Genomic DNA, 26,036 nt, shown 5'->3' with positions numbered 1-26,036 from the left:
ATTAGCCGCAGGGGCTGAGAGCCATCACGTACCCCGGAGCGCCTCCGGCTGCTCGGGAAGGCGGTCGCCCTGCTCCGCGTCGAGACGTTGCTCGGCCGGACCGCGCCCGACGAGCGGGGCCTGCTTGATCTTGAACGCGAACAGGATGATGAGGAACCATCCCCAGTTCAGCAGCGGTGCCGACTCGGCGAGCCCCTGGACGAGCAGGATGGTCGCGACGAGGGAGGGAACGAGCGTCAGAGCTGTATAGGGGCGATCGGCCACGAGGTCCCACCGGGGCCGATCGACGGCGAAGAACCAGGACCGCCAGACGAACGCCAGCAGGGCGAGCGCGATGAGAGCGACGCCGATGAAGCCGAGCTGGAGCGCGACGTCGAGCCACATGTTGTGCGCCTGCATGACGCTGACGCCGTGGTCGACGATCCAGCCGTCGAACGCCGGGTCCGACGGAACCCAGGGGGTCGAGTAGCCCCACCCGATCAGCGGCCGCTCGGCGATGCGCTCGCCGACGGCGTCCCAGATCCGCTGACGCCCCGTCAGATCGGACGAGCGGCCGAGCAGATCGAACACCGTGTCGCGCGCGAGCCACACGACGGCGCCGCCGAGGCCGGCGACGACGAGGTACATGACATAGAAACGCGTGCGCTCGCCGGGGCGGCGCGCGGTGCGCATCAGCAGGATCGTCACGAGCACGACCGCCACAGCGATGGCGCACAGGAGCGCGGTGGCCGAGGCCGCCCGCCAGAAGAGGAAGACAGCGAGCGCCGTCCAGAGCCCGAGCAGGAACCTGCGCGGCGCGCCCGATGCGATCCGCACGACGAAGACGATGATCGCCAGGAGGGCGATGTAGGCGAGGGGGTTGGCGTTGCCGAAGATCCCCTGCAGGCGGCCGCCGTTGAAGAGGTTGTCGCGTGACCAGAGGGTGATGGGGTGGCCGGCGTAGTCGGCATCCGGTCGGACGAAGCCCGGGAGGATGTCACCGCGCCAGATGAGGGCGACCCACAGTTCGAACAGGATGGACAGTGCCAGCATCCACTTCAGCGCCGCCGCGACCGCGCGCAGGATCTCGCGCCAGGTCAGCACCGCGCCGACGAACATCGCCTGCACGGTCGTCGATACGAGCAGCAGCAGCGTGAGCTCGGTGGCACCCAGCCACGCGGACCACAGCATCGACATCACGGCCCACGCGACGTAGGCCAGCGCGAACCACGGCAGGCGGCGCCACTGCACCCGCGGCCGCAGAGAGACCCAGAGGACCGTCGACACGAGTCCGGTCGCGACGACGACGACGCCTGCGACCGCCGGGCCGAACGCCATCAGCCAGCTCGTGCCGGCCATCGACGCGGCGATGACGAAGACGCACCACGCCCGCAGGAGGAGATGCCCGGTGGTCTCTCGCGCGGGCGCCGCGGGAGGCGCCGAGACGGGGTGGCGTGAGTAGACGGCCATGGTGCAGACAGGCTATCGCGGCGGCGCGTCCGGCACCCGATCCGACAGTGCCCGCGCTCTAGGCTGGGCTCGTGCTGATTCCGATCTCGAACATCGCCAGAGACTACGCATGGGGCTCCCAGACGCTCATCGCCGAGCTGCAGGGTCGCGAGCCGTCGGGGGAGCCCGAAGCGGAGATCTGGTTCGGTGATCATCCGGGCAGCCCGTCGCGCGTCGACGACGGCACGAGACGCCCGCTCGACCTCGCCCTGTCCGAGGCCGGGATCGAGCCGCTTCCCTACCTGCTGAAGATCCTCGCGGCGGCGACGTCGCTGTCGATCCAAGCGCACCCTTCCCGGGAGCAGGCAGCCGCGGGATTCGCGCGCGAAGAGGCGGCGGGCATCCCGCGCGATGCCGGGGACCGCCTCTACCGCGACGAGAATCACAAGCCCGAGATCATCGTCGCCCTCTCGGAATCGTTCCGCGCGCTGGTCGGATTGCGGCCGATCGCCGACACCCAGCGCCTGCTCGCCGCTCTGGGTGAAGGTGCGGGCGTCGTCGCGTTGGCCGCTGCGCTCACGCCGACCGACGCCGAGGACGAGTCTGCGGCGCTCCGCCGCGTCATCGGATGGGCGCTCTCCGGCGAGGCATCGGATGTCGTGACCGACCTCGCCGCTGCGCTCGATCGATCCGTGGGGGCGGGCCGCTCGGACTCGGACTTCGCCGCCGAGACGGCCGTGCTCAGCGAGATCGCGGGTGCATTCCCTGGCGACCCGGGGCTCATCGTGGCGACCCTCATGAATCTCGTCGAGCTGCGACGAGGCGAGGCGCTCTTCGCGCCGGCGGGTGTGCTCCACGCTTATCAGGAGGGCCTCGGAGTCGAACTGATGGCCGCCAGCGACAACGTGCTCCGCGGTGGCCTCACGCCCAAGCACGTCGACGTGACGGAGCTGCTGCAGATCGTCAGCACCGACAGCGGTCCCGCGCCGATCGTCGAGCCCATCGAGGTTGCGCCCGGGGTGTTCGGCTATGACGTCGGCGTGCCGGACTTCCGTCTCGCGCGCGTCGAGACGACCTTCGAGGCGGTCACCGAGATCGCGCTCGCCGGCACGGCGATCGTCCTCGCGACCCGCGGCGACGTCGTCGTCGAAGCGGACGGTCAGCGCGTGGAGCTCGTGCCCGGCACGGCGGCCGTCGTCGCGGCGGCGTCCGTCGCGATCGGCGGCGCGGGGGAGGCATTCGTCGCGCAGCCCGGCGCCTGACGAGTCGCGACACGCCGATGGAGCGTCGCGAAGCTTAAACATGGGCTTGAGGGTTTACGATCCGCGACTTGACCCAGAGGAATCACACGGGTGTAATTAATGCGAGACACGCGGCTCGCGTGCCGGCCGGCGAGGAGGGGACACGATATGACGGCATACCGTTCGGGCGTTCCCGACAACTGGTTCGTCGATCCGGTCAACCTGGGCGTGCCCGGTGTTCGCCGCGTCGACACCGACGGTGACGACAATGCGCTCGCCTGGCAGACCGACGCGCTCTGCGCGCAGACCGACCCCGAGGCGTTCTTCCCCGAGAAGGGCGGCTCGACCCGCGACGCCAAGCGCATCTGCACGTCGTGCGACGTCCGCGGGGAATGCCTCGAGTACGCCCTGCAGAACGACGAGCGCTTCGGCATCTGGGGCGGCCTCAGCGAGCGCGAGCGCCGCAAGCTGAAGCGTCGCGCAGTCTGACGAGCTCCGGCGGCCGGGGTCGCTGATATCGGCGAACCGCCTCGCCGCTGTCGAGCTCGCTCAGAATCGCCACCTAGGCTTGCTCCGTCATGCCCGCCCGTGTTCATGCGCTCCTGGTCGTGCGTCCCGATGGACGCGCACCGGCAGCCTTCCATCTCACGCGCACGCTCGCCGCGCTGCGCGATCAGACGCGCGCCGTCAACGCGTTGACGATCGTGCTGTGCGGCGGCGACGACCGTCTGCGCGCTCTCGCGGAGGAGTCGGGTGCCGAGGTGGTGATCGCCGCGCCGTCCCGAACGGGCTTCGCTGCCGCGCTCCGGCTGGCGTCACGGCGTCTCGACGGTGACGCGGTGTGGCTGCTGGCGCAGGACGTCGCGCCCGAGCCGCAGGCGCTGCAGCGGCTGGCCGCCGCCCTCGAGACGGCGCCGTCCGTCGCGATCGCCATTCCGAAGCTCGTCGAGTGGGATGACAACACGCGCATCGTCTCGCTGGGACGCTCGATGACGAGGTTCGGCGCTGCGGTCGGTCTCGCTGACGGTGAGCACGACCAGGGCCAGCACGACGGTACGGACGACGTCCTCGGCGGTGATGTGCGCGGCATCCTCGTCCACACCGCGGCGTGGCGGGAGCTCGACGGGCTCGACGATGCCCTCGCCGGTGCCGACGAGGGGCTCGATCTCGGTGTGCGCGTGCGTCTGGCCGGCGGCCGCGTGGTCCTCGCGCCCGGGGCGCGCATCGCCGTCGCGCACGACGGCGTGGCCGGCCCCCCAGCACCGCGGACCACGGGCGCCCGCGCCCGCGTCACGCATGCCGCACGCGTCGCGCAGCTGCACCGGCGATTGGTTTACGCCCCGCCGCCCGTCGTCGTACTGCACTGGCTCACGCTCCTGCCACTGGCGCTCTGGCGCAGCGTCGTCGACCTCGTCGGCAAACGTCCCGCGCGGATCGGCCCGGAATGGTCGGCCGCCGTGACCGTGCTGGTCCGGTTGCGTGCCGTCGCCCGCGCCCGACGTCGGATCGCTCGTCACCGGCGCGCATCCTGGTCGCAACTGGCGTCGCTGCGAGTCAGCTCGCGGGTCATGCGGCAGCGTCTCATCGAGGATCAGCCCGCCGGCGACGGTCCGCGTCGGACCGAGCTCGGCTTCTTCTCCGGCGGTGGTGCGTGGGCAGTCCTCGCAGCCCTCGTCGTCTCGATCGCGGCGATGCCCGCGGCATTGAGCTGGCCCTCCATCGGCGGCGGAGCCCTCGCTCCGCTCGCCGCCAACGCGGCCCGCGCCTGGTACGAGGCGACGGGTGCGCAACGACCGCTCGGGTGGGAAGCGGTCGGCCCCGCTGACCCGTTCAGCGCCGTTCTCGCTGTGCTCGCATCGTTCTCGCCGACGGACCCGTCGCGCGCGCTCGTGGTGCTGTGGCTCCTCGCCCTCCCGCTCGCGGTGCTCGGCGGATGGTTCGCTGCCACGCGCGTCACCGAGCGTGCGGCGCTGCGCATCGTCGGTGCCGCGATCTGGGCACTGGCGCCGATGTTCCTCGTGGCACTGGGCGACGGGCGCCCGGCATCCGTCATCGTCCACCTCGTGCTGCCGTGGCTGGCGTTCACCGCTGCCGGCGCTCACCGTTCGTGGGGCAATGCAGGTACGGCTTCGATCCTCCTCGCCGTCGTCTTGGCCTGCTCCCCGGTTCTGTCCGCTCCCGTCGTGATCATCTGGGTCTTCGCCGTCGTGCTGTCGATGGTGCTCCGGGGCCGGCGCGCGGCGTTCCGGTGGCTGTGGATCATCCTCCCGTCGCTCGCGCTGTCGGCACCGCTCGTTCTCGCGCGGCTCCGCGCCGGAGACCCGTGGTCGCTGCTGGCCGACCCGGGGGTGCCGTGGAGCGGCCCGCGATTCGCCGATGATGTCGTCGGGAGATTCCTGTTCGCCGCCGGGTTCCCTGCGGATGCGGGGTGGGCGGCCTTCACGGGAGCCTCCGGCCCGGTGTGGTGGTTGCTGCTGTTCACCGCGCCGCTGCTCGCGCTCGCGCTCGCCGCTGCCGCGTCGACGCGTCGCTTCGTCGGAATCGTGCTCCTGACCGTCGCGGGTCTCGGAGTCGCGACCGCCTTCGCCGCGGCAGGCCTGGCAGTCGCCATCGACGGGACGACCGCGATCCCGCTCTGGCCGGGCGCCGCCCTCAGCCTCGCGTGGATCGGAGTCGTCGGCGCGGCGCTGTTGACGCTCGACAGCGTGGTGCCGGTTCGAGCGGTCCGGACGGTCGCCGCCGCGATCGCCGTCGCCGGTCTGGTCGTCGCAGCCGTCCCGACGCTGACCGCTCACGCGCGGGATGCCGCGGCCGTCGGTCGCGGCGAGACGAGCACCCTTCCCGCATTCGTGGCGGCCGAGGGGGCGAACACGCCGGGACTCGGAACCATCGTGCTGACTCCCACCGACGACGGTGTCGCGGTCGATGTCGTCTGGGGCGGCAGTGCGACCCTCGGCGGCCAGTCCTCACTCGTCACCACGCGCACGGAGCTGACCGATGCCGATCGGGAAGCGGCGCAGGTCGCCGCCGACCTCGTCGCCGATACCGCGAACGACGTCGTCGGCGAGCTGCGCGACCACGGTGTCGCGTTCATCCTGCTCGCCTCGAACGGGGACGACGAATCCGCCGCGGCCCGCAGCACACGCCTCGCAGCGGCGACGGCGCTGGGCAGCCGCGACGGCTTGGACGCCGTCGGCTCGACGGACAAGGGCGAGCTGTGGCGCCTGTCCGGTGAGGTGGCTCCCCGAGCGGACGCGCCGGCATCCGCGCGCGCATTCGCCGCCGCAGCGTGGAGCGGCATCGCCGCGGTGTTCGCCATCGCCCTGCTGCTGGCCCTGCCCACGCGGGGCAGCCGATCGGCATCTCGGGCCGCTCCGCGTCTCGTGGGGATACGTGCGCTCCGCAGGAGGGACCGATGACCACGCGAACTGCACTCGTGACCCGTCTCGTGGCGGGAGCCGTGACCGCTGTCGTCATCGGCGGCGGCGTGATCGCTGCCGCTGCCGCGCCGTGGCCGACCCTCACGCGCGAGCCGATGTCGCTCGACGTTGTGCCCGAGGCGGCGCGCTCGGTCGCGGCGTGCGACGGACCCCTGCTCGCGCTCGGCCGTGACGCGACGGCTGCGAGCGCGATCACCAGCGCCGCGTCGTCGACCGTCGTCGCCGCTGCCGACGGGGCCGAACCCACCGAGTACACCCTCGCCGCCCCTGACCGTGCGGACGACGGCGCACCGCCGGCGGCCTTCTCGGCAGAGCCGACGGGAGGCCGCCCGACGGATCTCGGCGCGGCGTCGGCCGCATCGCTCGACGAGGCCGACCTGCGCGGACTCGCCGTCTCGGCCTGCACGCGTCCCGCGATGGAGTCGTGGCTGGTCGGCGGATCGGCGGCGACGGGCGCCAGCGACCTGGTCCTCCTGACGAACCCGGGCGATGTCGCCGCGACCGTCGACCTCCGCGTGTTCGGCGCCGACGGTATGCAGGAACCCGTCGCGGGACAAGGCATCGTCGTCGGGGCTCGCTCGCAGCGGGCTATCCCCCTCGCGGCTCTCCGTCGCGGCGAGCAGAGCCCGGTCGTGCAGGTCACGGCCCAAGGCGCCCCCGTCCGGGCCTCGCTGCAGTCGACACTGACCCGCACGCTCATCGCGGGCGGAGTGGACCAGATCGGCGCGAGCGCGCTCCCCGCTCCCCAGCAGGTGATCCCGGCCGTGAACGTGACGGTCGCACCCGACTCCGGCGCTTCGGCCGGAGGGCTCTCGGTGCGCCTGATGGCCACAGCGGCCGACGCAGGCGCGAGCGTCACGGTGCGTTCCGTCGCGGACGGCGGTGTGGTGTCCCAGCAGGATGACATCGCCCTCACGGCTGGCCGACCGGTCGAGCTCGAGGTGACGGGGATGCCCGTCGGCGACTACACGGTGACCGCGACCGCGGATGCGCCTCTCGTGGCGGCGGCATGGACATCGACCGACCTCGCGGCCCCTGCCGACTTCGCCTGGGCGGTGGCAGCGCCGCTCGTCGAGGCCCCCACTCTCGTCGCCGTCGCGCCGGCCCCCGCGCCGACGCTCACGCTGACGGCCGAGCGCGAGACCGTCGCCACGGTGACGCCGGTGAGCGGCGGAACGCCCCGGACGGTCGAACTCGCCGCCGGGCAGTCGCGGACGATCGATGTCGAAGCCGGGACGATCTACCGGGTCGACCCCGGGGCCGGCGGCATCCGCGGTTCCATCGGCTTCTCGGGCGACGGACAGCTCGGAACCTACCCGGTGGCCGGTTCCGCCGCAGCAGCGGCCGAACTCACCGTCTATCCCTAGGCGTCGGTCAGAGGAAGCGGAAGCGATCGGGCCCGAGATCCCACGGGTCGCGATCGAGGTACTCGGCCGCAGCGCGGAAGACGCAGCTCTCGACCATCATCCGGCGGTGCAGGTCGTCGTTCCGGTGCAGTCGGTTCAAGCGCTCTATCGGCAGGCGGTACAGCACGATCCGTTTCTCGGCGGCGAAGACCTGCCAGCGAGGGATGCCGTCTTCGTCGCTCGCCGCGGGCATCCCGGCGACCTCGAAGCGGACCTCCCGCAGCTCGGGCCAGGCGCTGCGCAGGAACTCAGCAGCGGTGCCCACCGACAGATCGAATCGCTCGGAGCGCGTCTCGAGGGGAGGGAGTGGCGGCCGCACGACGGGGCTCCGGTCATCGCGGCCATGACGGCCGTGCCGCGACGGCCGGTTCCGCCGCGGCGGGACGGGTCGGGAACGACGCCGGATCATGAGGCCATCCTATGCCGCGAGGGGCGGAGGCTCGGCGCGGCATCCGGACGTACGGGGTACACGGCGTTACCGTGGATGCGATGCGCGAGAGACTGTGTTCGAAGGTGGGCTGCGCCCGCGAGGCCGTGACGACCCTCACCTTCGACTACGGCGACCAGATGGCCGCCCTGGGTCCGCTCGGCGGCGGAACGGACCCGCACGCGCACGACCTCTGCGCCATCCACACCGAGCGCCTGTCGGTGCCGAAGGGCTGGGTCGTCATCCGGCACGAGACCCTGCGGGTCTGACCGGGAATCCGCGCGGCGTCTCCTGGGCCGCGCCGACGAGCGCCGCTGCGCGCTCGTCGGTTCGCATGATCGCGGCGTACTCGCGGTCGCGTCGCACCGCCACGACCGCTCGCACGAGCGTCTCCGGGTCCGAGTGCGGCAGGGGTGAGACGAAAGGTGCGATCTCGGCGGCGATCATCGCCGCCGAGCGCGAGCGCGCCCCCGGTTCCATGCCCTCGGCCGAGCGTGCGAACTGAGTCGCCCGTCGGGCGATGCGGTCGGGCAGTCTTCCCACATCGGCCACCTCCGCCCATTCCTGCAGCTGACCGGGGACGGGCCCGGCGGGGGTCGGGAGGCGGGGCGCGCGCGTGCGTTCGCAGTACGTTCCCGCGACCATGTCGCCGAGGCGGGTCGATCGCGGGGTGAACGTCGCGACGATCCCCGCGAGGGCGCCGAAGGTGAACCAGATCTCCAGCACACCGACGAGGGCGCGGATGAAGGCCTGTCGGAATCCGGTGGCGCCACCGTCGGTGCGGACGATGCGACCGCCGACCGCCAGCTTCCCGAGACTGCGGCCGCGCGTGAGCGCCTCGATCGCCGTCGGGATGACGACGAGCACGAGGACGAGCGCCGAGACGACGAGGATTCCGGACAGGTTCTCGAGGCCGAGGCCCCCGACGACGAAGCCTCCGACGAAGTAGGACAGCAGCAGCAGCGCGACGCCGCAGAGGACGTCGATGAGAGCTCCGAGCGCGCGGAGGAAGAAGCCGAGGGGCTGAACGTCGAGTGCGACCGCCTCGCCGGTGAGGATCTCGTCCTGGGCGATCTGCACCGGGGGAGCGGGCGTGGTCATGGGTACAGTTAAGCAAATGGACCTCGACGCCCTCGTCGCCGCGCGTCGCGCCGAATGGGATCGGCTCGACGCGCTCGGCCGCGCCCGCCGCTTGTCGAGCGACGAGGTCGACGAACTGGTCACCCGCTATCGCGCGGCGTCGGCCGATCTCGCCGACATCAAAACCTCGGCGGGTCGCAGCGTCGAGGGCGATCGGCTCTCGATGATCCTGTCGCGCGCACGTCTGCGGCTGACCGGAGCCCCCGAGAACGTGCTCCGGCAGCTGCCCCGCTTCTTCCTGCAGCAGCTGCCGGCCGCGCTGTACCGCGTGCGCTGGACCACGCTGGCGGTCGCCGTCGGCTTCGTCGTGATCAGTGCCCTCGTCGCCTTCTGGGTCTCGGGCGATCCGGCCGCGGTCGCCGCCCTCGGCTCGCAGGCGCAGCTCGAGCAGTATGCCGAGAACGACTTCACCGCCTATTACAGCGAGAACCCCGCCGCGGTGTTCGCGGGAACCGTGTGGACGAACAATGCGTGGATCGCCGCCCAATGCGTGCTGTTCGGGATCACCGGCCTGTGGCCGGTCATGGTGCTCATGCAGAACGCCGTCAGCATCGGTCAGGCAGCGGCGATCCTCATCTCGTTCGACCGCGGCGACGTCTTCCTGCTGCACATCGCACCGCACGGCCTGCTCGAGCTCACCTGCATCTTCGTGGCCGGGGCGACGGGTCTGCACATCTTCTGGGCGTGGGTCGCGCCCGGGCGGCGCAGCCGCGGCGAGGCGCTCGCAGCCGCCGGCAGATCCCTCGCGACGGTGGCGATCGGACTGATCCTCGCCCTCGCGCTCTCCGGGCTCGTCGAGGGCTTCGTGACGCGTCAGCCCTGGCCGTGGCCGATCAAGATCGGCATCGGTGCACTGGCCCTCGCCGTGTTCCTCGCATACATGCTGGGCCTGGGCCGCATCGCGGCGCGGCGGGGCGAGACCGGTGACCTCACCGAATACGAGGCCGGCACCCCGCGTCTCGTCGCGGGCTGACGAGCGCGTTCACCGCGGCTTAATTTGATCTGATCAAAAATGCCGGATACGATCGGGGCATGACGATCGCGACCGCTCCCGAGGCCATCCGCGCCTTCGGTCTGCGTGTGACCGAGTCCCGCTCCGCCGTCTACGACGCTCTGCATGCGAGCCCCCACGCCAGTGCCGACGAGGTCTATGCGGCCGTCGTCCAGCGGATGCCGCAGACCAGTCGGCAGTCGGTGTACAACGCCCTCAACGACTTCGCCGACGCCGGTCTCGCTCGGCGCATCGAGCCCGCCGGTCGCTCCATGCTGTTCGAGCTGCGCGTCGGCGACAACCACCACCACCTCGTGTGCACCGAGTGCGGCCGGGTCGAAGACGTCGACTGCGCCGTCGGGCACACGCCGTGCCTGCACCCGTCCGACGACCACGGGTTCGAGGTCGCCTCGGCCGAGGTGACCTACTGGGGTCGGTGTGCGGCGTGCGCCGCATCCGCGCCCCCGGCAGCATCCTGATCTTCTCTCTCTCCCGAAAACCCCCAACGGAAGGATCCCCATGAGCGATCGCGACCAGCAGTCCGCGCCCATCGGCGAGGACGTGACCGACACCGACCAGGCGGTCACCCCCATCGACACACCCGAAGACGAGCGCGCCGACGGCGAGACCCGGCCGCGTTCCAACGACGCCGGCGGCTGCCCCGTCATCCACGGCGGCGAGCAGGGACAGGGGCACGGCCACGGATCGCACGGCGGACAGCCTCACCCGACGGTCGGCAACGCCAACCACGTCTGGTGGCCGAACCAGCTCAACCTGCGCATCCTGAAGAAGAACCCCGCCGTGGCCAACCCCGTCGGTGAGGACTTCGACTACAAGGCTGCGTTCGAGTCGCTCGACCTCGCCGCCGTGAAGAAGGACATCGAAGAGGTCCTGACCACGTCGCAGGACTGGTGGCCGGCCGACTTCGGTCACTACGGCCCGCTCATGATCCGTATGGCCTGGCACTCGGCCGGCACGTACCGCGTCACCGACGGCCGCGGCGGCGGTGGGGCCGGCCAGCAGCGCTTCGCCCCCCTGAACAGCTGGCCCGACAACGTCAACCTCGACAAGGCTCGGCGCCTGCTGTGGCCCGTCAAGAAGAAGTACGGCCAGTCGATCTCGTGGGCTGACCTCATGATCCTCGCCGGCAACGTCGCGCTGGAGTCCATGGGCTTCTCGACCTTCGGCTACGCCGGCGGCCGTCCCGACGTCTGGGAGCCGGACGACGACGTGTACTGGGGCCCCGAGACGACGTGGCTCGCCGACGAGCGCTACTCCGGCGACCGTGACCTCGAGAAGCCCCTCGCCGCCGTGCAGATGGGCCTCATCTACGTCAACCCCGAGGGTCCGAACGGCGAGCCCGACCCGCTGAAGTCGGCCCGCGACATCCGTGAGACGTTCGGCCGCATGGGCATGAACGACGAGGAGACCGTCGCCCTCATCGCCGGTGGCCACACCTTCGGCAAGACCCACGGCGCGGCCCCCGACTCGAACCTCGAGGACAACCCCGAGGCCGCGGGCGTCGAGATGCAGGGCCTGGGCTGGAAGAACAACTTCGGCACCGGCCACGGCGACGACACGATCACGTCGGGCCTCGAGGTCACCTGGACGTATCACCCCACCCGCTGGGACAACGAGTTCTTCCACATCCTCTACGCCTACGACTGGGAGCTCATGCGCAGCCCCGGCGGCGGACACCAGTGGCGTCCCGTCAACGGTGCCGGTGCCGACATGGTGCCGCTCGCGCACTCCGACGGCCGCCGCGAGCCGCGCATGCTCACGAGCGACCTCGCGCTGCGCATGGACCCCGCCTACGACGAGGTCTCGCGTCGCTTCAAGGACGACCCGGTGGCCTTCGGCGACGCGTTCGCTCGCGCCTGGTTCAAGCTCACGCACCGCGACATGGGCCCCATCGCCCGCTACCTCGGACCCGAGGTGCCGCAGGAGGAGCTCATCTGGCAGGACCCGCTGCCCGCCGTCGACCACGAGCTGATCGATGACGCGGATGCCGCCGACCTCAAGGCGCGCATCCTCGCGACCGACCTGACCGTGAGCGAGCTCGTCTCGACGACGTGGGCCGCGGCCTCGACGTTCCGAGGCAGCGACAAGCGCGGCGGCGTCAACGGCGCCCGCATCCGTCTCGCCCCGCAGAAGGACTGGGAGGCCAACAACCCGGCCCAGCTGCAGCGCGTGCTCGGCGTGCTCGAGAGCGTGCAGGCGTCGTTCAACGACGGCCGTGCCGACGGCAAGAAGGTCTCGCTGGCCGACCTCCTCGTGCTGGCGGGCAACGCCGGTGTCGAGAAGGCCGCGCGCGACGGCGGCGTCGAGGTGACGGTTCCCTTCCGTCCCGGACGCACCGACGCCACCGCGGAGCAGACCGACGAGCTGTCGTTCAGCCACCTCGAGCCGGTCGCCGACGGGTTCCGCAACTACTACGGCCCGAACGCGTTCCTGCCGGCGGAGCACCACCTGATCGACAAGGCGAACCTGCTGACGCTGAGCGCTCCCGAGATGACCGTGCTCGTCGGTGGCCTTCGCGCCCTGGGAGCGAACTACGACGGATCGTCGTTCGGCGTGTTCACCGAGCGTCCGGGCGTGCTGACGAACGACGTGTTCGTGAAGCTGCTCGACCTCGGCGCCACCTGGAAGCCGCTCGACCCCGGCTCGCACGCCTTCCGCGGCGTGAACGCCGACGGTTCGGAGATCGGCATCGGCACGCGCGTCGACCTGCTGTTCAGCTCCAACTCGGAGTTGCGCGCCATCGCCGAGGTGTACGCCTCGGATGACGCGAGCGAGAAGTTCGTGCGCGACTTCGTCGCCGCCTGGACCAAGGTCACCGAGCTCGACCGCTTCGACCTGCGCTGACCCGCAGCATCCCTGCGAAGGCCCGTCCCGATTCCCCGGGGCGGGCCTTCGTCGTCGCTGCTCGCGCTGGTTCGGGTTCGGGTTCGGGTTGGCAGTTGGGGCCCCAACCTGGGTCTCGTAGGGGCGCGAGCTGCCAGGTGAGCAGGGGCTGCGGGTTTGGGTTGGCAGTTGGTGCCCAAACTTGAGGCTCGAGAGGGCGCGAGCTGCCAGGTGAAGGGGATGCTGCAACGCGGGGCCCGGGGTGGGGCGGGGCTGCGGGTTTGGGTTGGCAGTTGGTGCCCAAACCCGGCTCGGAAGGGGGCGCGAGTTGCCACGTGAGCAGGGGCTGCGGGTTTGGGTTGGCAGTTGGGGCCCCAACCTGGGGCGTGTAGGGGCGCGAGCTGCCAGGTGAAAGGGATGCCGCAACGCGGGGCCCCGGGGTGGGGCGGGGCTGCGGGTTTGGGTTGGCAGTTGGTGCCCAAACTTGAGGCGCGAGAGGGCGCGAGCTGCCAGGTGAAAGGGACGCTGCAACGCGGGCACGGGTAGAGCACGGCTGCGGGTTGGGTCAGAGGCGGCCGGCGGCCTTCAGCGCGAGGTAGTGGTCGGCGATCGCGGGGGGCAGCACGTCGGGCGTCGCGCTGAGGGCGGCGCCGCCGGCGCGACGGATCGCCGCCGCGACCGACTCCGAATCACGCGTGGCGTGCGCGATCGCGGCTTCGCGGTAGACGTCCTCGGCGGTACGCTCAGCCGGCGCAGCCTCGGGTGCATCCTGTGCCGACCCGACGAGAACGGTGGCGCGCTCCGTCAACGATGGCAGGGCTCCGAGGAAACCCCGGGCGGCATCGGGGGCGTCCTGCGCGGTCAGCAGCACCACGAGAGAGGGCCGCGACGTCAGCGCACGCACCTCCGTGAGGACGGCGTTCCAGTCGGTGTCGATGAGCGTCGGCTCGACCGGTGCCATCGCGTCCACGAGGGCAGGCAGCAACCGCGGGCCGTCGATGCCGGTGACCCGCGCGCGCCGAGCACGGTCGAACATGAGCAGATGGACATGGTCGCCGGCACGTTGGGCGAGGGCGCTGAGCAGCAGCGCCGACTCCATCGCGGCATCCAGACGGACACCGTCACCCACGCGCGATGCGCTGGTGCGGCCCGTGTCGATGACGATCACGACGTGTCGATCGCGTTCCGGACGCCAGGTGCGCAGCATCGTCGTCCCGGCGCGGGCGGTCGCACGCCAGTCGATGGAGCGGACGTCGTCACCCCGCACGTATTCGCGCAGGCTGTCGAACTCCGTGCCGCGCCCGCGCACCTGGACGCTCGTGTTGCCGTCGAGCTCGCGCAGCCGGGCGAGCCGCGACGGCAGATGCCGACGCGAGGCGAACGGGGGCAGCACGCGCAGCGCACCCGGTGCCGCGATCACCCGCTGCCGCCCCGCGAGCCCCAGCGGGCCGCGGCTGCGCAGCGCGACGAACGCCGAGCGCAGCTCGCCCCGGCGCCGGGGGAGGAGCGGCATGGCGACAGCTCTCCGCTCACCCGCAGGAAGGTCGACGGCGGCGCGCGCGTCGCCGGCACCGGCGGTCGGCTGCCAGCCGTCGCGAAGGAGACCACGGATGCCGCGGGCTCCAGGATTGCGCAACAGGATGCTCGTCTCGACGGGCTCGCCCGCCCGCGCGCGTGAGGGGATGCGACGCTCGATCTCAACGGTGCGCAGCGGTCCGGCGGCTATGACGTCGACGGTGGCGAGGACGAGGCACAGCCCGATCCACGCGAGCGCCGCCCACGCCGCATCGAGCCCCGCCGCGGGGGCGAGCACGACGGGCACGACGCCGGCGGCGACGAGCAGCACGAACAGGCCGGAGAGGTACACGACGCCTCAGATCGGGACGCGGGTCTGCTGCAGCACGGAGCTGAGGATCGTGTCCGCGGAGACGCCCTCGATCTCGGCGTCCGGGCGCAGCTGCAGCCGGTGGCGCCACGCGGGAACGAGCATCGTCTGCACGTGGTCCGGCGTGATCGCCGGGTAGCCGCCCAGCCAGGCCCACGCCTTGGCGGCGGCGAGCAGCGCGGTCGCGGCACGCGGGCTCGCGCCCAGCTGGACCGAGGGGGACTGCCGGGTCGCCCGGGCGAGATCCACGACGTAGCCGAGGACGTCGTCGGAAACCGCCACAGCGGCCGCGGCCTGCTGGGCGGCGCGGATCTCGGCGGCGGTGACGACCGCCGACACGCCCGCGCTCTCGAGGGATCCGGGTCGGAAGCCGTCGGCGTGGCGGCGCAGCACGGCGATCTCGTCGTCGCGCGCGGGCAGGTCGATCACGAGCTTGAGGAGGAAGCGGTCGAGCTGGGCCTCGGGCAGGGTGTAGGTGCCCTCGTGCTCGACCGGGTTCTGCGTCGCGGCGACGAGGAACGGATCGGGCAGCGGACGCGAGACGCCGTCGGCCGAGACCTGGCGCTCCTCCATGGCCTCGAGCAACGCGGCCTGCGTCTTCGGCGGCGTGCGGTTGATCTCGTCGGCGAGCAGCACATTGGTGAAGACGGGTCCGGAACGGAACTCGAACTCCCCGGCGCGGGCGTCGTAGACGAGCGATCCGGTGACGTCGCCCGGCATGAGGTCGGGGGTGAACTGGATGCGGGCGGTGTCGAGGCCGACCGCTCGGCTGAAGGTGCGCACGAGCAGCGTCTTGGCGACGCCGGGCACGCCCTCGAGCAGCACGTGTCCGCGGCCGAGAAGCGCGATCAGGAGGCCCGTGACGGCCCCGTCCTGTCCGACGACGGCCTTGCCGACCTCGAGCCGGACGCGGTTCATCGCCTCGCGCAGGTCGCCGGGTGCGGTCTCGCTCATGGGGTGTTCCTTTCGGGACGGACGGATCGGAGGACTGCTGCTTCCACCTCGCGCAGACGGTCGGCGGCGTCGACGAGGTCGCGATCGTTACGGGGGAGGTCATCGAGCAGGATGCCGCGGACGCGCGCGCGATCGTCTCCGATGCGGCTCGCCGCGGCATCGGCGATCGCGCCGGCGTCTGCGGCGCCGAGTCCCAGCAGTCGCGCGATGCGGCGCAACGTCTCGCGGCGGAGCTGGTCGAGCGCGTGCACGGGGTCGGCTGACGCGGCGTACAGGCGTGCCCGCCCCTCGGTGGTCTCGGACGCGCGGACGGTGACGGGCAGATTCTCCGCCACGAGCGGGCCGAAGCGCCGGCCCCGCCAGATGGCGGCCGCGACGGCCGAGGCGACGAGCAGGAGAATCGACGGCGTCACCCAGGGAGGCGTGAGCTCACCCAGCGACGGCGCGGCGGTGAGGGAACCGTCACCGATGGACGGCAGGTACCACACGACAGTGCCGGTGCCGCCCAGCAGATTCAGGCCGAGCGCGGCGTTGCCCGCTTCGGCGAGCCGTTGGTTGACCAGCAGCGCGGTCGCGTCCAGAGCGACGACGGTGTCGGCGCCGCGGTCCGAGACGATGAGGCCGTAGCCGTCGCCGGCCGCGTAACAGGTGCGGTCTGCCCCCTCTCCGCTGAACACCTCGCCCGGCCGGACCGGTCCGCTGACGGCGGCGGCGGGCAGGTCGCACGAGGGTGCGGCGGCTGAGCCGTCGCCGAAGCCGGCACTGCGCGGGTCTCCGAGGAGCACACGCAGATCGCGCGTGCGTGGCTCGAGCAGGACGACGCCGGAGGCGGCATCCCGCAACTCCCGGAGGTCGTCGTCGTCGAGGGGTGCGGTGTCGGCTATCGCGAGCGTCGCGTCGCCGCCCTCGAGCGCCTGGAGGGCTGCCGTGCGGTCGCGGGCGATCTCGACCTCGACGCCGCGATCGCGCAGCAGTTCGGCCAGTGCGCGCGAGCCCTCCGGCCCCGCGGCCTCCGGATCGAGGAGGCCCTGTGCCGGCATGGTGTTGATGCCGGCGATGGCGGCGACGGCGAGGCCGGCGACGAGAAGGCCGGCGGTCACGGTCGCCCAGCCGAGCACCGAGCGCGATCGACGGGCGACGGGCGGCGTCGCGACCCCCGCGCTCATACGGGCACCTCGACCCGCGCGCCGGCCAGTCGCTCATCGAGGGCGCGCACGGCGGCGTAGCCCTCGGCTGTTCCCGGGCGTCGAAGGTAGCGAACGTCGTCGAAGGTCCGCGCCACCGCTTCGAGCTCCACGCTCTCTGCCGGGAAGGCGCGCCCCGCCTCAGCAGCGAAGCGATGCACGGTCGTGCCCGGGGCCGGGTCGACGATCGTCCGCTCGGCGAGTCCACGGGCGAGCGCACGCATCCGCAGCACGATGGCTTCGTCCCACGCGCTGCGGCGCGCGGCATCCTCGGCGTCCGAGCGCAGCTGAGCGGCGCTTCTCGTCTCGTCGTCACCGAAGAGCGGCACGCTCGCGCGCGAGCGGACGACCGCGCGGGGACGCCCCCAGATGAGGATCGCCACGGCGACCAGCACCAGCAGCACCACGATCGCGCCGACCGCGAGCCACGGGCCGAGCGTCGCGGGTACCTGCCCGCTGAAGAGAGCCGCGAAGAAGTCGACGACGCCGCGCGCGAAGCGGTCGATCGGGGTGGGCTCGGCTTCCTGGTACGCGGTCTTCGACAGTTCCTCTTCCGCCCATCGACGGGCTTCGTCCGGGTCGGGCGCGATCGGGGTGGCGAAGAGCCTCATGCGCGGTCAGCGCCCGGAGCGGTCCAGTCGGTCGACGACGGGCGGTCCGCCGGTGCGACGGGGGGCTCGGCTGCCGCGGCGGGCTGTTGCGGCGCGGGCGATCCGGCGGGCGGGGACTGAACGGGCTGATAGCCGGGGTACTGTGTGGGCGGCGGCGGGTAGCCCGGCTGCGTGCCGGCATAGGCCCCGGGTGGCTGCCAGCGTCCGTCCATCGCGCGTCCCACGTTTCGCCGATACGGATCGGGCGCGGGCGTGCCGGCATCGCGCTGATCGATGTACGCCGACAGATCGAGGTCGAGTCCCTCGCGGCGCATCCGGCAGTCGATGTAGACGAGCGCGCCGGCGGTCGACTGGACGATGACCGCGATGGTCTGGATGAGGGTGACGAACGCCTGGGCGAACAGCGTGCCGACGAGCAGGGCGATGATCTGGCCGGGTTCGGGGTCGCCGGTCGGAGTGATGACCGATGTCAGCCCCATCGTGACGAACGAGAAGGGCACGCTGATGACCTGCGCGAGGATGCCGAAGCTCATCGAGATGATGACGATGATCCCGAGCGTCGGCCAGAACCGGCCGCGGGTGAGCCGCCAGGATCGCCCGATCGCCCCGAAGACGCTCGCCTGCTCGAGGACGATGACCGAGGGCACCAGCAGCAGCTTCGTGCTCAGCCACAGGCTGAGCGGTATCGCCGACAGGGCCAGGAGGATGGCGAGGACGATCGCCGCCGGCCCCACGCTCACGGCGAGCCCGATGACGCCCGCGGCGAGGACGCCGATGACGACGGCCACGATGAGGAAGACCAGAGCGGAGTATGCGATCAGTCGCCACGCCACCGGCTTCACCCGCCGCCACAGCGCGCCGAGCGTGTGCTTCTCGGCGACGACGGCATGGGCCACCTCGCTGACCACGACGCCTTGCACGAGTACGCCGAGCGCGCCGGAGGCCAGCGACAGCACCAGCGCCGTCGCCCCGCTGATCGCGATGGACCCGGCCAGGACCGTCTCGAACTCGTCGGTGCCGGGGCGCAGCGACGCGAGTCGGCCGAAGGTCGCGAAGCCCACCGCGACGATGCCCGCGGTGGCGACGAGGATCGCGACCGTCTGCACGACCAGCGCGAAGCCCAGCAGCACCTTGGGGTTCTGCCGTAGGGCGGAGAACGAACGGCCCAGGATCACCCCGAACGAGAGTGGATGAAGCGGGATGATGCCGGGACGCGGCGCCGGCGTCCACGCGGGGTATGACGTCACGATGCACTCCTGGAACAGTCGGCTCGGTCGAACCCATCGTGTCACACGAGGGCGCGGCATCCGGAGTCGCGGGTCCGTGGGTCGGGTACGGTGAATACGCGCACGTCGCGCGCGAGCCCGAGCCGAAAGACGAACGCCGCCCATGACTTCTCGCATCCTGGTGGTCGATGACGACACCGCACTGGCGGAGATGATCGGCATCGTGCTGCGCACCGAGGGGTTCGACACCGTCTTCTGCGCCGACGGCGCGGCGGCTGTCGAGACCTGGCGCACCGAGAAATCCGACCTCATCCTCCTCGACCTCATGCTCCCCGGCGTGGACGGCATCGAGATCTGCACGCAGGTGCGTGCGGAGTCGGGCGTGCCGATCATCATGCTGACCGCGCGCACCGACACGGCCGACGTCGTGCGCGGGCTCGAGTCGGGCGCCGATGACTACATCGTCAAGCCGTTCAATCCCAAGGAGCTCGTCGCCCGCATCCGCACGCGCCTGCGCCCCGCGGTCGCGTCGGCCTCCGAGTCGCTGCGCATCGGCGATCTCGTCGTCGACGTCGAGGGCCACGAGGTCCGGCGCGGCAGCGACGCCATCGCGCTGACGCCGCTGGAGTTCGAGCTGCTCGTCGCGCTCGCCTCGAAGCCGCAGCAGGTCTTCTCGCGCGAGATGCTCCTCGAGCAGGTGTGGGGCTACCACTACAAGGCCGACACGCGGCTCGTGAACGTGCATGTGCAGCGGCTGCGGGCGAAGGTCGAGATCGACCCCGACAACCCGCGCATCGTGACGACCGTCCGCGGCGTCGGCTATCGCGCCGGCGCCGTCATCTGACGCTCCGATGCCCATCCGCACCGTCACGACGGCGACGGTCGCGACGCACGGCTGGCGGTCCTGGGGGCGGCGGCTCGCCCGGACCTGGCGACGATCGCTGCGGTTCCGCACCGTCGCGATCACGCTGGGTGCCACGGCGCTGACGATCACCGTGGCGCTGGTGTGGATGTCGCTGGCGATTCAGAACGACCTCTTCGAGTCGCGCACCTCGCAACTCCTCGGAGAGGCTCAGCGCGCGACCCAGTCGGCGCAGGCGACCCTGGATGCCGCCGAGGTCGGGGGCGATGTCGTCGCGGTCGACAACCTGATGGAGAGCGTGCGCACGTCCATCCAGCGGCAGTCCTCGACCGATCGCATCGCCGCCTTCCGGATCTCCTCGGAACCGTCCGCCATCGCGCCGCAGGACTTCGACTCGGCGGGTCTCCCGGCCGACCGCATCAGCGACGCGCTTCGCGCACAGGTGCAGAGCGACGACGAGCTGCAGTGGTGGCAGCCCGTCGGCTTCGCCGTCTCCGGCGGCGGGCAGGTGCCCGGCATCGTCGTCGGGCAGCAGATCGTGCTGCCGGAGGTAGGCGCCTACGAGCTGTATCTCGGGTACGACCTCGCCAGCGAGGCCCAGACGCTCGGCTTCGTCCAGATCACGCTGTGGATCGTCGGCGTGGGGCTGGTCGTCCTCATCGGCGCGATCTCGTGGATCGTGCTGCGCTCGGTCACCGAGCCGATCGCCCAGGCCGCCGAGAGCAGCTCGCGACTGGCGGCGGGAGACCTCGCGGTGCGGCTGCAGGTGCGCGGCGAGGACGAGTTCGCGACCCTCGGACGGTCCTTCAACGCGATGGCCGACAGCATCGAGTCCCAGATCAAGGAGCTGGCGGAGCTCTCGCAGGTTCAGCAGCGCTTCGTATCGGATGTCTCGCACGAGTTGCGCACGCCGCTGACGACGATCCGGCTGGCCTCCGACATGCTGAACGATCGGCGCGAGGAGTTCGATCCGGTGGCGGCGCGCGCCGCGGAGCTGCTGCACGACCAGGTGCACCGGTTCGAGGTGCTGCTGACCGATCTGCTCGAGATCAGCCGTTACGACGCGGGCTCGGTGCAGCTCGAGAGCGAGCCGACGAGCATGACGCAGCTCGCGGAGGATGTCATCGCATCGATGGAGCAGCTCGCGGAGCAGCACGGCAGCGACGTGCGCCTCGTGGCACCCGGGGGCTACTCGCCCGTGGAGATGGACCCGCGACGCGTGCGCAGGATCGTCCGCAACCTGCTGGGCAACGCGATCGAGCACGGCGAAGGCCGACCGATCGTCGTCAGCGTCGACAGCGATGCCCGAGCGGTCGCGATCGGCGTGCGCGACTACGGCCTCGGGATGCGCCCGGCCGACGCCGAGCGCGTCTTCGACCGTTTCTGGCGCGCCGATCCGTCACGCAAGCGCACCATCGGGGGCACCGGCCTGGGGCTCTCGATCGCCCTCGGCGACGCGCGGCTCCACGGCGGCACCCTGGCGGTGTGGTCCGAGCTCGGGCGCGGAACGAATTTCGTGCTCACCATCCCTCGACGCAGCGAGCCGCTCGACGGGCACTCCCCGCTCCCGGTCGATCCCGGTGAGGATGGCGTACCCTTCGACGACCTGGGCCTGACCCAGCCGATCTCCCTTCCTCGTTCCGCGAAAGGCTCGTCGTGATGCGTCTGCGCCCGGTCGCCGCCGTCCTGGGGATGCTGTTCGTGCTGCTGCTCGCGGGCTGCACGGGGCTGCCGACCTCTGGTCCGGTCGTCGCGGGCGCCCCGATCAATCAGGAAGCCGGCTCGGTCGACTTCTCGTTCCTGCCCGACGATCCGCCCCCGGGAGCAACGCCGCAGCAGATCGTCGCGGGCTTCCTCGCGGCCGGGTCGGGGCCTCGGGACGACTGGGGGACCGCCCGGCAGTTCCTCGCACCGGACTTCCGATCGTCGTGGCAGCCGACCGCGCGCGCCACGATCGACCTTCCCGGCGAACGGGTGTACACCGTCGCCGGCGACGGGACCGTCACGGTCTCCATCACCCCTGAGGCCGCGGTCGACGCGTCCGGCGCGCTGTCGGTGACCGACGGCGGATCCATGCCGCTCGACTTCGCTCTCGTCGAGGTGGACGGCGAGTGGCGCATCTCGGACGCCCCCGACGGCGTCGTGCTCGACCGCGCCCGGTTCCAAGCGGTCTTCCGCGAATACTCCGTGATGTACTTCGATCGCTCGTGGACGTATCTCGTGCCCGATCGTCGCTGGTTTCCGGCGACCAACGCGGCCACCCACATCACCGAGGCCCTCATCGACGGCGACCCGAGCCCGTGGCTGTCCGGCGCGGTGTACTCGGCGTTCCCCGAGAGCCTCGAGCTCGCGACCCGCGCGGTTCCGCTCGAGGGGGGCGTTGCGCAGGTGCCGCTGTCGCAGTCTGCGCTCGCGATCGTGCCCGAGACCCGCAACCGGATGCAGGCGCAGCTCGACGCGAGCCTCCAGTCCGCCGGCATCCGCGGCGCCCAGATGTCGGTCGACGGCGAGCCCGTCGCTGCGCAGGCGGTGGACGTCCGTCCTATCCGCGTCGACGTCCGACCCGCCGTGCTCACCGAAGACGCTTTCGGGTTCCTCTCCGGCTCCGAGATCGAGCCGCTGCCCGGGCTGTCGACCGTCATCCCCGACCTCGACCCCGAGTCGATCCAGGTGGGGACCGACCGGAGTGCGGCCGCTGTGCGCACGGCCGCCGGTGCCGTCGTGCGCGCGCGCGATGACGCCACCTTCGAGATCGTCGACGAGCGGGCGGGCCTGATCGACCCCACGATCGATCCGCAGGGATTCATCTGGAGCGTTCCCGCCAGTGCGCCGTCGGGACTGACGGCGACCGGGGCGGACGGAACGGTCGTCTCCATCGCGAACGCCTGGCCGGGCGCATCGCAGATCTCGAGCATCGAGGTGTCACGGGACGGAACGCGCATCGCCGCCCTGGTTCGCGACGGCTCGCGCCCGGCGCTGTGGATCGCCGGCATCCTCCGCGACGACGACGGCTCGCCCGTCGGGCTCGGCGATCGTGAAACCGTGACCCAGCTGCCGGGTACGGGCATCGACGCGAGCTGGGTCGACGGTTCGACCATCGCGGTCCTCGCCGAGGACGGCGACGCCGATGTCGTCATCTCGCAGTCGGTGGGCGGGTTCGGCGAGCGGATCACGGCGCCGGCGGGGCCGGTCGCCATCGCAGCGACGAATCAGTTGCGCGCCGTGCGGCTGCTCGACGGCGAGGGCGTGCTCTACGCGCAGAAGGGCCAGGCCTGGCCGACGGTCGCGGGCGGCATCCGGGTGCTCGCCAGCCAACAGGGTTCGCCGCGCTGACTCCTCCCCACCGACCGTGTCGGCGCTCTCTTCCACAACGGGGAGGTTCGGTGCCAGGGGCGACGCGAGCGCCTCGACAGCATGGAAGCGTGCAGCCGATCGCCTCCCATCCCGAGTCCTGGCGAGAACACCTCGCGGACGCGCTCGACCTCCTGATGCCCGTCTGGTGCGCCGGATGCGACGCACCGGGACGCGCGCTCTGCGCGACGTGCGTCGCGGAGCTCCCGCGGCCGCGCCGGCGCGATGCCGACGGTCTCGACGTCCGGAGCCTCGCGCGGTACGAGGGCGCTGCGGCACGCATCATCCGAGCGCTCAAGGAAGACGGCCGCACCGGATTGTGCCGCCCCCTCGGCCGTCTGGTGGCAGGCCTCGTCCGCGATGCGGGGTGGGAGGACGCCGTGCTCGTTCCCGTTCCGCCGTCTCGGGCGGCCCTACGACGACGGGGGTACGCCGTGCCCGAGATGATCGCACGGCACGGCGACGTCCGCACGGCACGTCGGCTCCGCGTGCGCGGCCGCGTCCTCGATCAGCGCCGCCTCGACCGCGCCGAGCGGCAGCGGAATGTCGCGGGCTCGTTCGTGGCACGGCCCGGGACGACGGCCGCTGTCATCGTCGACGACGTCATGACCACCGGGGCGACGCTGCGCGAGGCGCAGCGTGCGCTCCGCGAGGCCGGCTCACGCGTCGTCGGCGCCGTCGTGCTCGCGGACACGCCCTTGCGGATGACGGTCGGAGATATTCCTGGCGGTTCATGAGTGACATTGCTCGCTCGCCGCACTAGCGTGGGGGAGACCAAGGCGAACGAAGGTCCGCCCTTGAACCGGGCGGACCGGAGCAAGGAGGTCAGGATGGAAACCAGCATCGTCGGCGTGGGAGTCGGGATCACGGATCGCTTCCGCACGGTGGCTGAAGAGAAGTCCAGTCGCATCGAGACGCTCGCACCCCGTGCGCAGCGCCTCGACATCAAGGTCACGCATCACGCCTACCGCAACGGGCGCATGGATGATGAGACCGTCGAACTGACCCTCACCGGAAAGGGACCGATCGTTCGGGCCGAGGCCACGGACGGCGACAAGTTCGTCGCCCTCGACCTCGCGGTCGACAAGCTCGTAGAGCAGGTGCGTCGCGCCAAGGACAAGCGGGTCGACGCGCGGAACCACCCCCGAGGGGCCAAGCTCGACAAGGGAACCGGAGCCCTGGAAGGCATCGACGTCGAACCGGCGTCGGTCGACGTCCTGCGCGCCGTGGCGACGGGCGAGGTGCCCGTCATCGGCGACTCGGCGGAGGAAGAGGACTACACGCCCGTCGTTATCCGCACGAAGGAGTTCGGTGCTGAATGGATGACCGTCGAGGAAGCCGTCGACCGGATGGAGCTCGTGGGCCACGACTTCTTCCTGTTCATCAACGCGCGCACCGACCACCCGAGCGTCGTGTATCGCCGCAAGGGCTGGGACTACGGTGTCATCTCGCTGACCGCAGCCGCCCCGCCGGAGGCCGAGCTGGCGTCCTGACCTGAGGACGACGACGGGGGCGGGTGCCATCACGGCATCCGCCCCCGTCGTGTGCCGGTCGAAACCGGGCCGTCAGTCGAACATGCCGTCGAGCATGCTGCCGATCACGAGACCGCCCAGGATGCCGCCGACCATGTTGCCGCCGCTGCCGCGACCGCCCCAGCCGCCGCCGTATCCTCCGGGGCCGCCCCAGCCGTCGTTCGGGCGCGAGCCGTCGATGTCGCGCTGGGCGAGCTGCAGGGCTTCGCCGGCGAGAGCGGCGCAGCGCCGCGCGTCGGCCAGCGCCTTCTCGCGATCGTCCTCGGGGATCGGACCGACCGGGGCGAGCCCGAGTCGCAGGCTCTCGGCCTCGGCCAGTCGCGTGCGCGCGTCCGCACCGATCCAGCCGCGGTGTCCGGCGATGACGCTGCGCGCGACGGACAGCTGTCGGTCGGCGTCGTCGATGGCGTGTCGCACGTGGCTCTCGGGCGGGATCGGGCGGGCCGCCCGCTCGCGGGCGGTGTCGACGGCGACGTCCAGCGCGGCGTTCTTCTCGCGGAGCATCGACAGCTCGGCGAACGGGTCGCCCTTCGAACCGGCGGGGCTGACGCGGGTCAGCGCCTGCTGGAGCTCCGCCATCGCGGTGGTGACCGCCGGGGTCTGCGGTGCCGTCCGCGCGGCGACGAGGTCGTCACGCGAGTCGGCCACGACATCGGCGAGCGTCGACTGCGCTCGCAGCGCTTCGACCTCGAAGTCGTCGACCGCGTCGAGCAGCGTGCGCGCGCGGCGCACCGCTTCGGTCGCCGTCTCCAGCGCGATGTTGGCCGGCCCGCGCTCGCCGGCAGCACGCCGGCGCTCGGCGACATCCGCCCCGTGCTCGGCGAACTCGAGGAGTCCGGCGGCCTCGTCCGCGTTCCCGCTGACCCGGTTGAGCGCGTCGGGGTGATAGCGGCTCGAGACCCGGTCGATGACGGCGCGTGCGGGGTCGATGCGCTCGCGCAGAGTGGCGACGTCGGCGCGGATGCCGGCGAGGATCTCGGGCGCCCGCCGCGCGCGCTCGATCGCCTCCGACAGGGCCGATACACGGTCGTCGAGCAGATCCTGAGCCCACTCGCACAGCTGGACGATGCGCGCGTTGCGCGTGCGCACCTCTTCCGGCGTGTCGGGGATCTCGTCGTGGTTGAGCTGCTTGAGGTGGAACGCCTCGCCGAGGTGGTGGCGCACGGCGGCGATGGCCTCGCGTAGAGGAGCCGTGGCCTCCTCGCCGAGCTCGGCCTCGGCGAAGACCATCTCGTCGCTCGTGACGCGCAGGCGCTCGTCCGCCCCGACGAGGGCGATGTCGGCCTCGCGTGCCAGGTTCGCGTCCGCGTCCGCGACGTCCTGCTGTTCCCGCTTGCGTCTGCCCCAGAATCCAGCCATGTTCCGATCCTAGGTCTCGGCGGTCGGCGGAGGAGGGGATGTCGTCGTCTCTCGCAGGCGACGCCAAGGTCACGGGCCGATAACATGGCTCCATATGCCCGTGCGTACGCGCGGGCGCGGCCGACGTGGCGTCGGCGCACCCGACAGATGGAGAT

General features: G+C 71.6%; 22 protein-coding genes. 13 read left to right on the top strand and 9 right to left on the bottom strand.

The window, feature by feature from the left end; all coding sequences use genetic code 11:
- Positions 1-24: 24 nt before the first annotated feature.
- Positions 25-1,449, bottom strand: coding sequence for an O-antigen ligase family protein (locus ACLBWJ_RS14305; RefSeq protein WP_447660586.1), 1,425 nt, complete (start codon positions 1,447-1,449; stop codon positions 25-27).
- A 71-nt stretch (positions 1,450-1,520) separates the two neighbouring features.
- On the opposite strand from ACLBWJ_RS14305, the gene manA reads away from it, so the two are divergent.
- From manA to ACLBWJ_RS14285, 4 genes are all read left to right on the top strand, one after another.
- Positions 1,521-2,690, top strand: a complete 1,170-nt coding sequence (gene manA / locus ACLBWJ_RS14300; protein ID WP_447660585.1) for a mannose-6-phosphate isomerase, class I — start codon at positions 1,521-1,523, stop codon at positions 2,688-2,690.
- Positions 2,691-2,837: 147 nt separating this feature from the next.
- Positions 2,838-3,158: a WhiB family transcriptional regulator gene (locus tag ACLBWJ_RS14295; RefSeq protein ID WP_023955405.1), complete on the top strand. Its 321-nt coding sequence runs from the start codon at positions 2,838-2,840 to the stop codon at positions 3,156-3,158.
- 89 nt (positions 3,159-3,247) lie between these two features.
- Positions 3,248-6,088 (top strand): glycosyltransferase family 2 protein, encoded by a 2,841-nt coding sequence (locus ACLBWJ_RS14290; RefSeq protein WP_447660584.1) that lies wholly within the window; start codon positions 3,248-3,250, stop codon positions 6,086-6,088.
- Positions 6,085-7,476, top strand: a complete 1,392-nt coding sequence (locus ACLBWJ_RS14285) for a DUF5719 family protein (RefSeq protein ID WP_447660583.1) — start codon at positions 6,085-6,087, stop codon at positions 7,474-7,476. Before ACLBWJ_RS14290 ends, ACLBWJ_RS14285 begins: the two co-directional genes overlap by 4 nt.
- Before the next feature lie 7 nt (positions 7,477-7,483).
- On the opposite strand, the gene ACLBWJ_RS14280 is transcribed toward ACLBWJ_RS14285, so the two are convergent.
- Entirely contained in the window at positions 7,484-7,924 is a 441-nt protein-coding gene (locus ACLBWJ_RS14280) for a metallopeptidase family protein (RefSeq protein WP_023955399.1), read from the bottom strand.
- An 80-nt stretch (positions 7,925-8,004) separates the two neighbouring features.
- Between ACLBWJ_RS14280 and ACLBWJ_RS14275 the strand changes: the two genes are divergently transcribed.
- Positions 8,005-8,211 carry a DUF3499 family protein gene (locus tag ACLBWJ_RS14275; protein WP_036305938.1) on the top strand — a complete coding sequence of 69 codons (207 nt, stop codon included), beginning with the start codon at positions 8,005-8,007 and terminating at the stop codon, positions 8,209-8,211.
- Here the strand turns inward: ACLBWJ_RS14275 and ACLBWJ_RS14270 are convergent.
- On the bottom strand, positions 8,183-9,043 hold the full coding sequence (locus ACLBWJ_RS14270) for an RDD family protein (protein ID WP_447660582.1): 861 nt from the start codon (positions 9,041-9,043) through the stop codon (positions 8,183-8,185). The genes ACLBWJ_RS14275 and ACLBWJ_RS14270 overlap by 29 nt on opposite strands.
- Before the next feature lie 16 nt (positions 9,044-9,059).
- Between ACLBWJ_RS14270 and ACLBWJ_RS14265 the strand changes: the two genes are divergently transcribed.
- Genes ACLBWJ_RS14265 through katG form a run of 3 tightly spaced genes read left to right on the top strand, consistent with a single transcriptional unit; the run spans position 9,060 to position 12,938 of the window.
- Positions 9,060-10,055: a stage II sporulation protein M gene (locus tag ACLBWJ_RS14265; protein ID WP_274178866.1), complete on the top strand. Its 996-nt coding sequence runs from the start codon at positions 9,060-9,062 to the stop codon at positions 10,053-10,055.
- Positions 10,056-10,114: 59 nt separating this feature from the next.
- The gene (locus ACLBWJ_RS14260; RefSeq protein ID WP_274178865.1) at positions 10,115-10,552 is read left to right on the top strand and encodes a Fur family transcriptional regulator; all 438 of its coding nucleotides are present in this window, start codon (positions 10,115-10,117) and stop codon (positions 10,550-10,552) included.
- 40 nt (positions 10,553-10,592) lie between these two features.
- Positions 10,593-12,938: a catalase/peroxidase HPI gene (gene katG / locus ACLBWJ_RS14255; protein WP_274178864.1), complete on the top strand. Its 2,346-nt coding sequence runs from the start codon at positions 10,593-10,595 to the stop codon at positions 12,936-12,938.
- 544 nt (positions 12,939-13,482) lie between these two features.
- Here katG and ACLBWJ_RS14250 read toward each other — a convergent pair.
- The 5 genes from ACLBWJ_RS14250 to ACLBWJ_RS14230 are packed head-to-tail and all read right to left on the bottom strand — an operon-like array spanning position 13,483 to position 18,798.
- Positions 13,483-14,784, bottom strand: coding sequence for a DUF58 domain-containing protein (locus ACLBWJ_RS14250; RefSeq protein ID WP_274178863.1), 1,302 nt, complete (start codon positions 14,782-14,784; stop codon positions 13,483-13,485).
- Positions 14,785-14,790: 6 nt separating this feature from the next.
- Positions 14,791-15,756 (bottom strand): AAA family ATPase, encoded by a 966-nt coding sequence (locus tag ACLBWJ_RS14245; protein ID WP_269267817.1) that lies wholly within the window; start codon positions 15,754-15,756, stop codon positions 14,791-14,793.
- Complete coding sequence (locus tag ACLBWJ_RS14240; protein ID WP_447660581.1) at positions 15,753-16,922, bottom strand: DUF4350 domain-containing protein; 1,170 nt, start codon at positions 16,920-16,922, stop codon at positions 15,753-15,755. The genes ACLBWJ_RS14245 and ACLBWJ_RS14240 overlap by 4 nt, the downstream gene beginning before the upstream one ends.
- On the bottom strand, positions 16,919-17,551 hold the full coding sequence (locus ACLBWJ_RS14235; RefSeq protein WP_282501349.1) for a DUF4129 domain-containing protein: 633 nt from the start codon (positions 17,549-17,551) through the stop codon (positions 16,919-16,921). Before ACLBWJ_RS14235 ends, ACLBWJ_RS14240 begins: the two co-directional genes overlap by 4 nt.
- Positions 17,548-18,798, bottom strand: a complete 1,251-nt coding sequence (locus ACLBWJ_RS14230; protein ID WP_282501348.1) for a hypothetical protein — start codon at positions 18,796-18,798, stop codon at positions 17,548-17,550. The genes ACLBWJ_RS14235 and ACLBWJ_RS14230 overlap by 4 nt, the downstream gene beginning before the upstream one ends.
- 142 nt (positions 18,799-18,940) lie before the next feature.
- Here ACLBWJ_RS14230 and mtrA point away from each other — a divergent pair, with 142 nt between their 5' ends.
- The 5 genes from mtrA to hpf all read left to right on the top strand — a co-directional run bounded on the left by mtrA (position 18,941) and on the right by hpf (position 24,483).
- Positions 18,941-19,621 carry an MtrAB system response regulator MtrA gene (gene mtrA, locus ACLBWJ_RS14225; protein WP_447660580.1) on the top strand — a complete coding sequence of 227 codons (681 nt, stop codon included), beginning with the start codon at positions 18,941-18,943 and terminating at the stop codon, positions 19,619-19,621.
- 7 nt (positions 19,622-19,628) lie between these two features.
- Positions 19,629-21,299 (top strand): MtrAB system histidine kinase MtrB, encoded by a 1,671-nt coding sequence (mtrB, locus tag ACLBWJ_RS14220; protein WP_274178859.1) that lies wholly within the window; start codon positions 19,629-19,631, stop codon positions 21,297-21,299.
- Positions 21,299-22,972 (top strand): LpqB family beta-propeller domain-containing protein, encoded by a 1,674-nt coding sequence (locus ACLBWJ_RS14215; protein ID WP_447660579.1) that lies wholly within the window; start codon positions 21,299-21,301, stop codon positions 22,970-22,972. The genes mtrB and ACLBWJ_RS14215 overlap by 1 nt, the downstream gene beginning before the upstream one ends.
- A gap of 89 nt (positions 22,973-23,061) precedes the next feature.
- Complete coding sequence (locus ACLBWJ_RS14210; protein WP_447660578.1) at positions 23,062-23,727, top strand: ComF family protein; 666 nt, start codon at positions 23,062-23,064, stop codon at positions 23,725-23,727.
- A 93-nt stretch (positions 23,728-23,820) separates the two neighbouring features.
- Positions 23,821-24,483 carry a ribosome hibernation-promoting factor, HPF/YfiA family gene (gene hpf, locus ACLBWJ_RS14205; protein WP_112617340.1) on the top strand — a complete coding sequence of 221 codons (663 nt, stop codon included), beginning with the start codon at positions 23,821-23,823 and terminating at the stop codon, positions 24,481-24,483.
- Between the two features lie 72 nt (positions 24,484-24,555).
- Here hpf and ACLBWJ_RS14200 read toward each other — a convergent pair whose 3' ends face one another.
- Positions 24,556-25,881 (bottom strand): hypothetical protein, encoded by a 1,326-nt coding sequence (locus ACLBWJ_RS14200; RefSeq protein ID WP_274178857.1) that lies wholly within the window; start codon positions 25,879-25,881, stop codon positions 24,556-24,558.
- Positions 25,882-26,036: the final 155 nt, after the last annotated feature.

Source organism: Microbacterium sp. M4A5_1d, from assembly GCF_053345465.1.
The sequence above is the reverse complement of the archived record's forward strand: the minus strand, read 5'-3'. Positions and strand labels throughout refer to the sequence as shown.

What these genes read in the sequence shown, in the direction of transcription:
- ACLBWJ_RS14270 (WP_447660582.1), bottom strand. Translation starts at nt 9,043, where the DNA reads ATGACCACGCCCGCTCCCCCGGTGCAGATCGCCCAGGACGAGATCCTC.
- ACLBWJ_RS14240 (WP_447660581.1), bottom strand. Translation starts at nt 16,922, where the DNA reads ATGAGCGCGGGGGTCGCGACGCCGCCCGTCGCCCGTCGATCGCGCTCG.
- ACLBWJ_RS14290 (WP_447660584.1), top strand. Translation starts at nt 3,248, where the DNA reads ATGCCCGCCCGTGTTCATGCGCTCCTGGTCGTGCGTCCCGATGGACGC.
- katG (WP_274178864.1), top strand. Translation starts at nt 10,593, where the DNA reads ATGAGCGATCGCGACCAGCAGTCCGCGCCCATCGGCGAGGACGTGACC.
- ACLBWJ_RS14245 (WP_269267817.1), bottom strand. Translation starts at nt 15,756, where the DNA reads ATGAGCGAGACCGCACCCGGCGACCTGCGCGAGGCGATGAACCGCGTC.
- ACLBWJ_RS14235 (WP_282501349.1), bottom strand. Translation starts at nt 17,551, where the DNA reads ATGAGGCTCTTCGCCACCCCGATCGCGCCCGACCCGGACGAAGCCCGT.
- ACLBWJ_RS14260 (WP_274178865.1), top strand. Translation starts at nt 10,115, where the DNA reads ATGACGATCGCGACCGCTCCCGAGGCCATCCGCGCCTTCGGTCTGCGT.
- ACLBWJ_RS14295 (WP_023955405.1), top strand. Translation starts at nt 2,838, where the DNA reads ATGACGGCATACCGTTCGGGCGTTCCCGACAACTGGTTCGTCGATCCG.
- ACLBWJ_RS14265 (WP_274178866.1), top strand. Translation starts at nt 9,060, where the DNA reads ATGGACCTCGACGCCCTCGTCGCCGCGCGTCGCGCCGAATGGGATCGG.
- hpf (WP_112617340.1), top strand. Translation starts at nt 23,821, where the DNA reads ATGGAAACCAGCATCGTCGGCGTGGGAGTCGGGATCACGGATCGCTTC.
- ACLBWJ_RS14285 (WP_447660583.1), top strand. Translation starts at nt 6,085, where the DNA reads ATGACCACGCGAACTGCACTCGTGACCCGTCTCGTGGCGGGAGCCGTG.
- ACLBWJ_RS14215 (WP_447660579.1), top strand. Translation starts at nt 21,299, where the DNA reads ATGCGTCTGCGCCCGGTCGCCGCCGTCCTGGGGATGCTGTTCGTGCTG.
- ACLBWJ_RS14280 (WP_023955399.1), bottom strand. Translation starts at nt 7,924, where the DNA reads ATGATCCGGCGTCGTTCCCGACCCGTCCCGCCGCGGCGGAACCGGCCG.
- ACLBWJ_RS14275 (WP_036305938.1), top strand. Translation starts at nt 8,005, where the DNA reads ATGCGCGAGAGACTGTGTTCGAAGGTGGGCTGCGCCCGCGAGGCCGTG.
- ACLBWJ_RS14200 (WP_274178857.1), bottom strand. Translation starts at nt 25,881, where the DNA reads ATGGCTGGATTCTGGGGCAGACGCAAGCGGGAACAGCAGGACGTCGCG.
- mtrA (WP_447660580.1), top strand. Translation starts at nt 18,941, where the DNA reads ATGACTTCTCGCATCCTGGTGGTCGATGACGACACCGCACTGGCGGAG.
- mtrB (WP_274178859.1), top strand. Translation starts at nt 19,629, where the DNA reads ATGCCCATCCGCACCGTCACGACGGCGACGGTCGCGACGCACGGCTGG.
- ACLBWJ_RS14305 (WP_447660586.1), bottom strand. Translation starts at nt 1,449, where the DNA reads ATGGCCGTCTACTCACGCCACCCCGTCTCGGCGCCTCCCGCGGCGCCC.